The organism is Ruminococcus sp. FMBCY1 (genome assembly GCF_023921805.1).
In the GTDB taxonomy this organism is placed as follows: domain Bacteria; phylum Bacillota; class Clostridia; order Oscillospirales; family Acutalibacteraceae; genus Ruminococcoides; species Ruminococcoides intestinale_A.
In genome coordinates, this window is the sequence record NZ_CP074197.1 from 649,354 (window position 1) to 662,140 (window position 12,787).

Genomic DNA, 12,787 nt, shown 5'->3' on the forward strand with positions numbered 1-12,787 from the left:
ATAACTCGTAATAAATTTTTATTGCTTTTCATCAGATTTTTTATTGGATTTTTGCTTTACCTTAGACAAAGGATTTTTCTCGGCGGCATTTTTCATCTGCTCGGAACTTAAGTGGGTGTAAATCTCGGTTGTGCCGAGGTTTTCGTGACCGAGCACATCTTTTAGCACTCGTATGTCAACTCCGCCGTACTGATACATCAGTGTTGCCGCAGTGTGCCTTAGCTTATGACAGGAGTAGCCCTGTGCATTCAGACCGATTTTTTCAAGATATTTGTACACCATAGCCTGTATGGTTTTTACGCTCATTCTGCGGTGATTCCGGCTGATAAACAGCGCATATTTGTCCTTAACGCCGTCAACAGGCCGCACCCGCATATAATTTTCGATTGCGGAAACGCAGGCGGAATTAAGGTAAATAATTCGTTCTTTGTTGCCCTTGCCGACAACACGCATAGTGTCATCCTGATGAATGTCCGTGTAATTCAAAGACGCCATTTCAGACACACGCAAGCCGCAATTTAAAAACAGCGTGAGAATACAGTAATCACGCTCCTTATAATCACCGTCGACTGCATTCAGCAATTCAAGACTTTGCTCAAGCGTAAGATACTTTGGCAAAGATTTTTTCTTTTTGGGAACTTCAAGCTGTTCAACAGGATTGCTGTCAAGCACGCATTTTTTTGTTGCGAGATAGTTAAAATAACCCTTAAGGCTCGAACATTTACGGGCACGGGTAACATTTTGATTTTTGCGCTCACGCTGAATATAATTCATAAATTCATATGCGTCATTCAATGTGACGGTTTTCACAAGTTCAAGGTCAACATCAGAAATCGAAATGTTCTCAAATTCAGAATCATTCGGAACAAGTCCACGCTGTAATTTTATAAATCTGAAAAATGTACGCAAATCTATGTAGTACTCATCAACGGTTTTCTGTGATTTTCCTTTGACCGTCTGCATATAAAACAAGTAATCCTTGATTATCTGCGGCGCTTCATCTATGAAAGAAATACTCATTTAAATGCTTCACCTTTCCCCTCAATTATACAAAACATTGATTTTGTATAATTAGCTATATTTTTATACAAGGGTAGAAAACCTGTAATTTGATTACAGATTGCAGGTCTTCTACCCACTTTACTTACACATTATTATATCATATGACATATAAAAAGCAAAGCGTTTTCTCAATTGCATTTTACATATCTTCTGCGTTGTAAATAGATGCGACCATCTGTACTTTTTCTCCCGGTACCGTCAGTTCCGGATATATGCGAATTGCCTTCTTCTTACACTTGACAAACTATATCCGTATTTTCTGCTTCTCTTTTTTATTGGTTCACATCATTTTAACACACACAATAAAAGCGGTATTTGCAAAAATATAATAATTGACTTTTACTGCAAAAAAGACTATAATTTACTGGTATGCTTTTGTCTTTACAATATTGCTACAGTAAATTGTAGGGGCGGACAGTGTTCGCTTGGTCAAAGCTTTTGCCAATTGTCACTCTCCGTCCTTTAGTTATGCAATAAATACAGCATATTAGATTTTTTATGAACAGGGGTGCGTGAATGGAGCAGTCAGGAAAAAATACCATTATATCTTTAAGGGATATATTCGTCCGATTTGACGGAGAGGTAATATTAAACCATATAAATCTTGACTTTAAAGACAAGGAATTTATTACTATTCTCGGGCCGAGCGGCTGCGGAAAAACCACTACCCTAAGAATTATCGGCGGTTTTGTCGAACCTGAAAGCGGAGATGTTCTCTTTGACGGTAAAAGAATCAACGGCACACCGCCAAACAAAAGAAATGTTAATACGGTCTTTCAAAAATATTCGCTTTTCCCACATCTTAATGTGTTTGACAATGTCGCTTTCGGTTTAAAACTGAAAAAACTACCGAAAAACGAAATTAAAGAGCGTGTTTCAAAAATGCTTGCGGTTGTTGACCTTAAAGGATATGAAAAGCGAGCTATCACAAAACTTTCGGGCGGTCAGCAGCAGCGTGTTGCCATTGCAAGGGCTTTGGTGTGTGACCCGGAAGTTATTTTGCTTGACGAACCGCTCGGTGCGCTTGACCTTAAGCTAAGAAAGAGTATGCAGATTGAATTAAAAGAAATTCAGCAAAACTCTCAAAAAACTTTTATATATGTAACACACGATCAGGAAGAGGCTCTTACAATGAGCGATACCGTTATTGTAATGAACAACGGTGTTGTTGAGCAGGTTGGCTCACCTGAAGATATTTACAACGAACCCGTAAATGCGTTTGTTGCGGATTTTATCGGCGAGGCAAATATTCTTAACGGCACAATGCTCGGCGACTGCCGTGTAGAAATTCTCGGCAAACAACTTGAATGTGTTGACAAGGGCTTTGGCGAAAACACACCTGTCGATGTTGTAATCCGTCCCGAGGATATTGAAATTACAACTCCCGAAAAAGGTCAGCTTGCAGGCACTGTAGTAAAATCAACATTTAAGGGTGTTCACTACGAAATGAGCGTAATGTGCGGCAAGTGTGAAATTCTTATTCACTCTACCACATCAGCCGAAATCGGCAGTCAGATCGGTATGCAGGTAATTCCGTTTAATATTCAGATTATGAATAAACTCCTGCCGTTCTATAATAATGAAATCGAAGTAACGGTTTCTTCCGCAAACGAAGACGAAAATACATTCAGCTTTGAGTTTGAAGACGAAACCATTGAAGTGCCAAATCATTATTTTAAGGAAGGCACAAAGTTAAAAATCATTCTTCCGCCGGACGCACTTTCACTTGCGGGTGACGGCAACGGTGACCTTACGGATTTATATATTGAATCTGTTATTTATAAGGGCGAACATAATGAGATTATCCTTGAGTCGGACACACGAAAATGGCTTATGCTAAGCGACACTGACGAACAGGTGGCCACTTATGTACCGCTCTCGTTTGATTTTGATAAAGCGAAATTTGAAGTTTTATCCGATAAGGAGGGCTAAAGATGAAATCACGCAAGCCCTCTATTCCCTATATAATTTGGATGGCAGTATTTACAATGATACCGATGATAATGGTCGGTATTACAGCTTTTACAGGCAAGAACGGCGGATTTTCGTTTGAGGCTTTTGAAAAGGCTTTCTTTTATAAAGAAGTATTTTTAAGGTCGCTTTGGATTGCATTAATATCAACCGCAATCTGTTTGCTTATTGCTTATCCGCTTGCTTATATGCTTACAAAAATGAAACCGTCAACGCAGAATTTTGTAAATATGCTTTTGATGATTCCTATGTGGATGAACTTTTTGCTTAGAATATACGCATGGGTTACGATTTTACAGTCAAACGGTCCGCTCGATACAATTTTATCATTCTTCGGAATACACGGTACATACCTCGGAAATTCGGGTGCGGTTGTGCTCGGTATGGTTTATGAGTATCTTCCGTTTATGATTCTTCCGATTTACACCGTAATGAGCAAAATAGACAACGGTCTTATTGAGGCGGCTCAAGACCTCGGTTCAAACGGATTTCATGTGTTCAGCAAAGTTGTGCTTCCGCTTAGTATCCCCGGTGTTATTTCGGGTGTAACACTTGTTTTTGTTCCGTCGGCAAGTACATTCCTTGTAGCGCAGTACCTCGGCGGCACAAACGATATTATGATCGGTGACATTATAGACAAGGTGTTCTGGACAGACCAAAGTACGGGTTCAGCGATTTCGCTGATACTGATGGTATTTATCCTTGTGTTCCTTGTGCTTATGAATTTCTTTGGAGATGAGGAGGCGATTGCATAATGAAAAACAAGCATATTGCCTCAAAGATATATACAACGCTTGTGATGTTGTTTTTATATCTTCCGATTTTTGTACTCATTATATTTTCGTTCAACGAGGGTAAAACTACTGTATGGAAAGGCTTTTCGTTCAAATGGTATGAAGAACTTTTCAGAGATGATAAAATTATAAACGCTCTCGGCAATTCACTTATAATTGCCGTACTCGCATCAATTTTCGCAACCGTACTCGGCACTGCCGCCGCTATAGGAATAAGCAATTTCAAAGGTAAAAAAAGACTGCTTATACAAAGTGCGTCTAACATTCCGATTATCAGTCCTGACATTGTAATGGGCGTATCGCTTATGCTTTTATTTACATTTTTAGGTGTTTTATTTAACTTTGAAATGGGTTTTGTTACCGTGCTTATTGCTCATATATGTTTTTGCGTTCCTTTTGTAGTGCTTAATGTTATGCCAAGAATACACAAGATGGACCAAAGCATTTATGATGCGGCGCTCGACCTCGGTTGTAATCAATGGCAGGCTTTTTACAAGGTGGTAATTCACGAGCTGATGCCGGGTATTTTCTCCGGACTTTTAATGAGCTTTACTTACTCTCTTGACGATTTTATAATCACATATTTTACAAGAGGCGCAAAGTTTCAAAACTTATCAATTGAGATCTACTCAATGACACACAGAAGAATATCACCGAAAATCAATGCACTTTCCGCACTTTTGTTTTTAGCGGTACTTATCGTTATGATACTTATAAATATTCGTGACAAACACGAGGAAAAGGTGAAAAAATAAACTTAATAAGGGAGATTGAAAATGAAAAAATTTGGCTGTGTTGTTCTTTCTTTACTCATCGGTACAGCGGCTTGCAGTGCAATGGCAGGCTGCGGCAAAAGCTATGATGGTGAAGTTAATGTATATAACTGGGGCGACTACATTGCAAACGGCGAGGACGGTACGCTTGATGTAATTGACGAATTTGAAAAAGAGTACAACATCAAGGTAAACTACACCACTTACGAAACCAACGAAGAACTTTACAATATGCTTAAAAACAGCAATGTAAGTTACGATGTTATTATTCCGTCAGATTATATGATAAGCAAGCTCATAAGCGAAAATATGTTGCAGGAACTTGATTACAGCAACATTCCTAACAAAGATAACCTTATGGAACGCTTTAAAAATCTTTCCTGCGACCCTGAGGGTAAATACACTGTTTGCTACACCTGGGGCGTTACATCAATGGTTTATGACAAAACAAAAGTGGCAACAAAACCAACTTCATGGGAATCACTTTGGGATAAATCGTTAAGCGGCGACATTCTTATGTTTAACAACAGCCGTGACGCTATGGCAATTGCAATGCAGCTTTGCGGCATTAATCCTGCCGAATGCACAAAAGAAGATGTTGACAAGGCGGCGACAAAGCTTTCCGAACAAAAGCCTTTGCTTAAGAAATATGTAATGGATCAGGTTTTCACAGAAATGGAAAACAGTCAGTCGGCAATCGCACCGTACTACGCAGGCGATATCGTTATGATGATGGAAAATAACGAAGATTTGGACTATGCAATGCCCGAAAACGGCTCTAACCTTTTCTATGACGCAATGTGTATTCCTACTTGCAGTAAAAACAAAGAGAATGCCGAAAAATTCATTAACTTTATGCAGTCACCTGAAATTGCGGCAGCTAACTTTGAATATCTCTACTACGCAACACCTAATCAGAAAGCATATGACGAGTATCTTGACGAGGATATAAAGAATAACGAACTTATCTTCCCGAGTGACGAATATCTCGACAAATGTTATGTATTTACGAATGTACCCGACGATGTTTACAGCTATATGCAGGAACAGTTCGTAAAAATTCAGGCGGATAAATAATCAAAATCAAAGCAAACAGAGCAGACTTAAAATTACAGTCTGCTCTGTTTTTATGTTTGTATGATTTTGTTATGTATCAAAAATTAAATCAGCATTTTACTTTTTAATATTCTGTCGCATATCAAGCACATATTTTTCTCCTAATCACTTTTCGGTTATTACCTTATAGCAATCCGGGCGTCTGTCACGGAATATTCCCCAGCCGAGTCTGTTTTGAAAAACCTCATCAAGGTCAAACTCTGCTGTAAGCACGGTTTCTTCATCTCTTGACGCAGATTTAATAATCTCTCCCGTTTCGTTTGTAATGAAAGATGAGCCGTAAAAAACAAGTGAGGAGGTCTGATTGCCGTTTTCGTCACAAGGGGTTACATCTTCCCTGCCTATGCGGTTTGCCGCAATTACGGGAATTACATTCGCCGCAGAATGTCCCTGCATACATCTTCTCCAATGCGGCATACTGTCACACTCAAGTATAGGTTCTGAACCGATAGCAGTCGGATAGAAAATCAATTCAGCGCCGTTTAACGCAAGCGCTCTTGCGGTTTCGGGGAACCATTGATCCCAGCAAATGCCTACACCGATTGTACCGAACTTAGTTTTAAAAGTTTTGAACCCCGTATCACCAGGAATAAAGTAAAATTTTTCCTGATAATAATGGTCGTCGGGAATGTGAGTCTTACGGTATAAACCCAGAATTTCGCCGTCCGCATCAATTACCGCAGCACTGTTAAAAAGGCGGTTTTCGTCACGCTCATAAAAGCTGACAGGAATAACAATTTCAAGTTCTTTCGCAAGTTTTGCAAAATGTTTTACAGCATCGTTTTCAAGGGTAGGCTTAGCAAAATTGTAGTAGTCATATCGTCTTTCCTGACAAAAATACTGTCTTTCAAACAGTTCGGGGAGTAAAACAATATTTGCGCCGTCTTTTTTTGCCTGTCGCACAAATTTTTCGGCATTTGCTATATTCTCCCAAACATCGGTTGTACATTTCATCTGAACCGCCGATACCTTAACTTTTCTCATATTTTACCTCCCTTATCGGTAAACGGAATTTGTTGTGTAATGCAATGAATATTGCCTCCGCCGACAATAATATCTCTTGCATAAATCGGAATAATTTTTCTGCCTTTGCAAACTCTTTCAAGAATTTCTGCGGCAACTCTGTCGCTTTCGGCATTTTCACCGCCGAATTGAGGCAAAATCACAGCGCCGTTGCAAAAATAAAAATTAACATACGATGCCGCAAGCCTTTCTCCGACTTCTCTTGTGTCCTCTCCGTCCTCGAATATATATCCTTTTATATCGTTTTCGGTAACTGTCACGGGAATTTTCGGAACAGGCAGTTTATGAACCTTAATCTTTCTTCCTTTATTGTCGGTTGAATTTTCAAGAATATCAAGGCACGCTTTTGATATTGCATATTGCGGGTCATTTTCATCATCACACCACGCAAGTACAACCTCGGCGGGAGCGACAAATGCGCATATGTTATCTATATGCCCGTTGGTTTCGTCATTATAAATACCCTTTGGCAGCCAGATCGTTTTATTTATACCGAGGTATTTATTTAGCTTTTCTTCAATCTCGGTTTTTGTCAGCTGCGGATTTCTGCCTTTGCTTAACAGACATTCTTCTGTTGTAATGAGCGTGCCCTCTCCGTCAGTATGAATTGAGCCGCCCTCAAGCACAAACGGATGTGCGTCATACAACGGAACGCCAAGCGTTTTGCAAAGTTCATATGGAATTTTATCGTCATTCTCCCAATTTGCATACAGACCGTCATATTCGCCGCCCCATGCGTTGAATTGCCAGTCGATGGCACGAATTTCGCCGTTATTGTTTACAACAAAAGTCGGGGCGGTATCCCTTGCCCATGCATCATCGGAATTTATATTCAAAACTTCCGCATTTTTAACACCTTCAAGGCAAGCCTTTGCGTGAGCAAATTTTTTGTCGCTTGCAAGCACAAATACCTTTTCAAACTCCGCAATTTTTCCTATAATTTCCGCAAAAACCTTTTCGGCAAATTTTGCCTCATAGCACCAACTTCCGGGTCTTTCGGGCCAAATCATAACGGTGGCGGAATGTTTTGAAAATTCAGCAGGCATAAAAAAGCCATCGTCAGTCGGAAATTTGTTTTTTATATACTCAAAGCTCATTTATGAAAGCCTCTCTTTAAAATCGTTGTACGAAAATTCTTTTATAACCTCGCAGTTATCTTCATTATGCATAAGCACAATTGACGGCAGCGGCATACCGTTAAAGGTATTGTTCTTTACCATTGAGTAAATCGCCATATCCTCAAAAATCAGTCTGTCGCCGATTTTAACTTCACTGTCAAAGCTGTAATCGCCGATTACATCGCCTGCAAGGCATGTACAAGATGACAAACGATAAGTAAACGCTTTTTCATTAGGCTTACCGCTGTTTTTGAGCGGCGGCCTGTACGGCATTTCAAGAACATCAGGCATATGACAGGCGGCAGATGCGTCAAGAATCAGAATATCAAGTCCGTTGTGAACAATGTCCATAACCTCTGTAATAAGATAGCCTGCATTCAGTGCCGCTGCCTCACCGGGTTCAAGATAAACTTCAACATCGTATTTATTTTGAACATACTTTATAAGGTCAACAAGCGCCTTTGTATCGTAATCATCTCGTGTAATATGATGTCCGCCGCCAAAGTTGAGCCATTTTGCGTTATAAAAATACTTGCCGAACTTTTCTTCAACTGCCTTAAAAGTAGACACCAAATCATCTGAATTTTGCTCGCACAATGTGTGAAAGTGAAAGCCCTCAACTCCGTCAAGCAAATCTTCTCTGAAATTTGCCTTTGTAACCCCAAGTCTTGAACCGTAAGCGCACGGGTCATAGATTTCGTGCCCCTCTTGTGTGGAAAATTCGGGGTTAAGTCGTATGCCTACGCTTACATCTGCATTTTGCCATTTATCCCTGTATTTTTCAAGTTGAGAAAATGAGTTAAAAACAATATGACCGCAGATTTTTAAAATCTCTTCAAAATCATTCTCCTTAAAAGCAGGTGCGAAAATGTGCGTTTCTTTTCCGAAACATTCGTGACCGAGTTTAGCCTCATAAAGCCCGCTTGCGGTTGTTCCCGACAGATATTTGCTCATAAGCGGATACACGCAAAATGCCGAAAAAGCCTTTTGAGCAAGCAGGATTTTACAGCCTGTTCTGTCTTGAACGCTTTTTAATATTTCAAGGTTTTTTATCAGCTTTTGCTCATCTATAACATAGCAAGGTGTTTTTAATTCTGTAAATTTCATCGGCTTACTCAACTGTTACGGGATTTTCGTCAACAACCCAAGGAAGACCGAATTTATTAAGTGCCTCCATATACGGATCTGGGTCAAACTCCTCAACATTATAAACACCAGGCTTTTTCCACTGACCGCTAAGAACAAGCGACGCACCGATCATAGCCGGCACACCTGTTGTGTATGATACAGCTTGCGAGCCGACCTCTTTATAGCACTCCTGATGGTCGCACATATTGTAGATGTAAATTGTCTTTTCTTTGCCGTCCTTAACGCCTGTAAAGATACAGCCGATATTTGTCTTGCCCTTAGTGCGTGGACCGAGAGATGCAGGGTCAGGCAAAAGAGCCTTTAAGAACTGAATCGGTACAATTTCTCTGCCCTCATACATAACAGGCTCGGTAGATAGCATACCGACATTCTCAAGGCACTGCATATGTGTAAGGTAGCTCTGTCCGAATGTCATAAAGAAGCGAATACGCTTTACATTCGGAATATTTTTTGCGAGTGACTCGATTTCCTCGTGGTGAAGCAGGTACATATCCTTTTCGCCCACACCGTCAAAGTTATACACTCTCTTAATCTCCATAGGTTTGGTTTCAATCCACTTGCCGTCTTCCCAATACGAGCCGTTTGCGGATACCTCACGAAGATTGATTTCAGGGTTAAAGTTTGTTGCAAACGGATAGCCGTGGTCGCCGCCGTTGCAGTCGAGAATATCTATATAATGGATTTCATCAAAATAATGCTTGAGCGCATATGCTGTAAATACGCTTGTAACACCCGGGTCAAAGCCTGTACCCAAAAGTGCTGTGATACCTGCTTTTTCAAACTTTTCTTTATATGCCCACTGCCACGAATAATCAAAGTAAGCGGTAAAGCCAAGGTCTTTGCAGCGTTTTTCATAAACAGCTTTCCATTCGGGGTCTGTTGTGTCCTCCGGTTCATAGTTTGCCGTATCAATGTAGTCTGTTTTGGTTTCAAGGCAGGCGTCCATAATTGTTAAATCCTGATACGGAAGTGCGAGGTTTAATACCGCATCGGGCTTGTATGAATTAATAAGAGCCACAAGTTCATCCTTACTGTCGGCATTTACCTGTGCGGTTGTAATAACCGTTTTTGTTGTGTTTTCAAGTTTTGCTTTTATAGCGTCACACTTTGATTTTGTCCTGCTTGCAATGCAAATTTCTGTAAAAACATCGCTGTTCTGACAACACTTGTGAATTGCAACACCTGCAACACCGCCACAACCGATAATTAAAAGTCTGCTCATTCTGTTTTCCTCCAATATATAAAATTATTTTTCTTCTTCTGCAAGTAAATCTTCAACATATTTCGGCAGCATAAATGCACCTCGATGAAGATTGGTCGTATAATACCAAGTTTTTATGCCACGCTTGTTCCATCTTTTAGCGTCAAGGTCTTTGAGCGGATGATACTTTTTAGATGCAAAGCCAAACAGCCAATAACCTGCGGCACAGGTAGGAATATGTGCCTGATACACACGGCTTATCGGAAATGAGTTGTACACTCTCTTGTGCATAGCCTTACAAGCACCCTCGTCCTCATCATAGAACGGACTGCCGTGCTGATATACCATAATTCCGTCATCCTTAAGTGCCTTGTAGCAGCTGCCGTAAAACTCTTTTGTAAAAAGTCCCTCAGTGTGTCCGAACGGGTCTGTAGCGTCATTTATAATTAAATCATATTCGTTATGACTTGTTCTTAAAAACCTTAAACCGTCCTGATAATATATATTTACTCTTTTATCTTCAAGACCCTTTGAGTTGTCGGGGAAATATTCCTTGCACACCTCAACAAACATCTCGTCAGGCTCAACAACATCTATAACTTCAATCTCTTCATAATGTGAAAGCTCTCTGGCAACACCGCCGTCGCCGCCGCCGATTACAAGCACCTTTTTTACATTCGGATGAACCGCCATAGGCACATGAACAATCATCTCGTCGTAGGTGAACTCGTCTTTCTCACTGAAAATCACATTACCGTCTGAAGTAAGAAATCTGCCAAACTCCACAGAATCAAAAACATCGATTCGCTGAAAATCGCTCTGACCGCTGAATAGCTGTTTTTCAACTCTTATAGAAAGCTCAACATTATCGGTATGTCTTTCAGAAAACCAAAATTCCATATAAACACTCCTTTGGTTTGTTTTTTACAAAACGCATTATTAGTAACCTTAAAAAACTTTATTTCAATACATTAAGTTTTTCAATATACGGGTCTTCCGTACCCTGCATTGAGCAGCCTTTTGCTTTTGCATAATTAATATACTCTATAATTTCATCTGTAATCATTTCACCCGGGGAAAGAATCGGTATTCCGGGCGGATAGCACATAACAAATTCACTGCAAATTCTTCCTGCCGTCTGTTCAATCGGCAACATTTCTTTGTCTGCATAAAACGCATCTCTCGGTGTTGCCGATACAATAGGCGGAATGTACTCCATACTAAGCATTTTTGCATTGTCCTTTGAATAAAGCCTTTTAATATCGGCAAGCGCACCTACAAGTCTTTCAATGTCCTGTATTCTGTCGCCGATTGAAATATAGGCAAGTATGTTGCCTATATCGCCGAATTCTATCTGAATATCGTATTCGTCACGCAGTAAGTCGTAAACTTCAATTCCGGCAAGCCCTATATCTCTTGTGTAAACTGAAAGTTTGGTTACATCGTAATCAAACACGCTGCTGCCATTGTTAAGCTCTCTGCCGTAAGCGTAGTAACCGCCGATTTCGTTTATCTCGTTTCGGGCATATTCAGCCATTTTCATTACTTTACCGAACGACTCTTTTCCTCTCAAGGCAAGGTTCCTTCTTGAAATATCAAGACTTGACATAAGCAGATAGCTTGCACTTGTGGTTTGAGTAAGATTTATAATTTGAGCCACATACTCCCAGCGTACATTTTTGTTTGTAAGCAGCAATGAGCTTTGCGTAAGACTTCCGCCGGATTTATGCATAGACACCGCCGCAATATCTGCACCTGCCGCCATAGCCGATACAGGCAAATCTTCACCGAAATAGAAATGTGTGCCATGAGCCTCGTCTGCAAGCACTTTCATACCGTGAGCATGCGCAAGTTTTACAATTGCTTTTAAATCGGACGCAATACCGTAGTAGGTCGGATTATTTACAAGAATAGCAACGGCATCGGGATTTTCTTTGATTGCGTTTTCAACTTGAGAAAGTTCCATACCGAGCGCTATTCCGATTTTTTTGTCAACATCGGGATTTACATATGCAGGCACCGCACCGCAGAGCACAAGAGCATTAATAACGCTTTTGTGCACATTTCTCGGCAAAATAATTTTATCGCCTGCTTTGCATACAGACCAAATCATACTCTGCACTGCGGAAGTTGTACCTCCGACCATAAAAAATGCATGACCTGCGCCGAATGCATCCGCCGCAAGCTGTTCCGCCTCCAAAATTACCGATACGGGGTGACAGAGATTATCAAGCGGCTTCATTGAATTTACATCAAGACCTACGCATTTTTCGCCGAGAAGTTCAACGAGTTCGTGATTTCCTCTTCCTCTTTTATGTCCCGGCACATCAAAGGGTACTACCCTTTGTTTGCGGAATTTTTGCAGAGCCTCATACAAGGGGGCTTTCTTTTGTGTGTTTATATCCATTTACATTACCCTTTCGGCTTATCAAAAATAATGCAACAAAAAACAGGCGGCACAATGCACCACCTGTTTGATTAACGGATATATGATTTATTTTCTGTAGCTTATGCTGACAGTTAATAGAAGAATTCCGTTTTCAGAGCTAATGTAGCAAATATACCGTTCTGCTCTTATTG

Annotated in this window: 10 protein-coding genes and 1 pseudogene; 4 read left to right on the forward strand and 7 right to left on the reverse strand. The window is 40.4% G+C overall.

Features of this window, described 5'->3' with window-relative positions:
* Positions 1-18: 18 nt before the first annotated feature.
* Complete coding sequence (locus tag KGF34_RS03005) at positions 19-1,020, reverse strand: tyrosine recombinase XerC (RefSeq protein ID WP_252559755.1); 1,002 nt, start codon at positions 1,018-1,020, stop codon at positions 19-21.
* 558 nt (positions 1,021-1,578) lie between these two features.
* On the opposite strand from KGF34_RS03005, the pseudogene KGF34_RS03010 reads away from it, so the two are divergent.
* The 4 genes and pseudogenes from KGF34_RS03010 to KGF34_RS03025 form a co-directional block, all read left to right on the forward strand.
* A pseudogene (locus tag KGF34_RS03010) lies at positions 1,579-2,622 on the forward strand (ABC transporter ATP-binding protein); the annotation flags it as partial.
* Positions 2,623-2,996: 374 nt separating this feature from the next.
* Entirely contained in the window at positions 2,997-3,788 is a 792-nt protein-coding gene (locus KGF34_RS03015; protein WP_252559756.1) for an ABC transporter permease, read from the forward strand.
* On the forward strand, positions 3,788-4,582 hold the full coding sequence (locus KGF34_RS03020; protein ID WP_022234277.1) for an ABC transporter permease: 795 nt from the start codon (positions 3,788-3,790) through the stop codon (positions 4,580-4,582). Before KGF34_RS03015 ends, KGF34_RS03020 begins: the two co-directional genes overlap by 1 nt.
* A gap of 21 nt (positions 4,583-4,603) precedes the next feature.
* Positions 4,604-5,677 (forward strand): spermidine/putrescine ABC transporter substrate-binding protein, encoded by a 1,074-nt coding sequence (locus KGF34_RS03025; protein WP_252559757.1) that lies wholly within the window; start codon positions 4,604-4,606, stop codon positions 5,675-5,677.
* Between the two features lie 144 nt (positions 5,678-5,821).
* Here KGF34_RS03025 and aguB read toward each other — a convergent pair whose 3' ends face one another.
* From aguB to KGF34_RS03055, 6 genes are read right to left on the reverse strand one after another with little or no spacing between them, the layout of a single operon-like run.
* The gene (gene aguB, locus KGF34_RS03030; protein WP_252559758.1) at positions 5,822-6,700 is read right to left on the reverse strand and encodes an N-carbamoylputrescine amidase; all 879 of its coding nucleotides are present in this window, start codon (positions 6,698-6,700) and stop codon (positions 5,822-5,824) included.
* Complete coding sequence (gene aguA, locus KGF34_RS03035; RefSeq protein WP_252559759.1) at positions 6,697-7,836, reverse strand: agmatine deiminase; 1,140 nt, start codon at positions 7,834-7,836, stop codon at positions 6,697-6,699. The genes aguB and aguA overlap by 4 nt, the downstream gene beginning before the upstream one ends.
* Positions 7,837-8,964 carry a carboxynorspermidine decarboxylase gene (gene nspC, locus KGF34_RS03040; RefSeq protein ID WP_195410204.1) on the reverse strand — a complete coding sequence of 376 codons (1,128 nt, stop codon included), beginning with the start codon at positions 8,962-8,964 and terminating at the stop codon, positions 7,837-7,839.
* Between the two features lie 4 nt (positions 8,965-8,968).
* Entirely contained in the window at positions 8,969-10,228 is a 1,260-nt protein-coding gene (locus KGF34_RS03045; RefSeq protein ID WP_022234282.1) for a saccharopine dehydrogenase family protein, read from the reverse strand.
* A gap of 24 nt (positions 10,229-10,252) precedes the next feature.
* On the reverse strand, positions 10,253-11,107 hold the full coding sequence (gene speE, locus KGF34_RS03050) for a polyamine aminopropyltransferase (protein WP_022234283.1): 855 nt from the start codon (positions 11,105-11,107) through the stop codon (positions 10,253-10,255).
* 58 nt (positions 11,108-11,165) lie between these two features.
* Positions 11,166-12,614 carry an aminotransferase class I/II-fold pyridoxal phosphate-dependent enzyme gene (locus KGF34_RS03055; protein ID WP_022234284.1) on the reverse strand — a complete coding sequence of 483 codons (1,449 nt, stop codon included), beginning with the start codon at positions 12,612-12,614 and terminating at the stop codon, positions 11,166-11,168.
* Between the last annotated feature and the right edge of the window lie 173 nt (positions 12,615-12,787).